Raw genomic sequence first — 403 nt, 5'->3', positions numbered from 1 at the left:
GAAGCGGCAGGGACAGGCCCTCCACCGCCTTGTCTGCGGCCCGGCCCAGCAGCAGGTTTTCGGTCGCCGTGCGGGCGATGTTGGATTCCGTGGTTGAGGCGCAGGCCGAGGCCAGAAGGGCTGTCATCGAAAGGGCGGCGACGAGGCGCGCCGACGTCGCGCGAAATCCGCCCATCACCAGCTCCCCGTATTGGGCATGGACGCCCAGGGCTCGGCCGGCGTCAGGGGCGGACCGTCCTGAAGCAGTTCGATCGAAATACCGTCCGGTGAGCGGACGAAGGCCATATTGCCGTCGCGCGGCGGTCGGTTGATCACCACGCCCCCGTGCATCAGCCGCTGACAGGCGGCATAGATGTCATCGACCTTATAGGCCAGATGTCCGAAATTGCGGCCGCCCTGATAG

The 403-nt window shown here is 66.5% G+C and carries 1 protein-coding gene; it reads right to left on the bottom strand.

The window, feature by feature from the left end; all coding sequences use genetic code 11:
* Positions 1-174: 174 nt before the first annotated feature.
* Positions 175-403, bottom strand: a 229-nt coding sequence (locus tag FL311_RS43775; RefSeq protein WP_194869662.1) for a VOC family protein, incomplete at its 5' end; no start/stop codon positions are given.

The organism is Myxococcus sp. AB025B (assembly GCF_006518215.1).
Taxonomy (GTDB): Bacteria; Myxococcota; Myxococcia; order Myxococcales; family Myxococcaceae; genus Myxococcus; species Myxococcus fulvus.
This window is presented reverse-complemented; position numbering and strand designations above follow the sequence as displayed.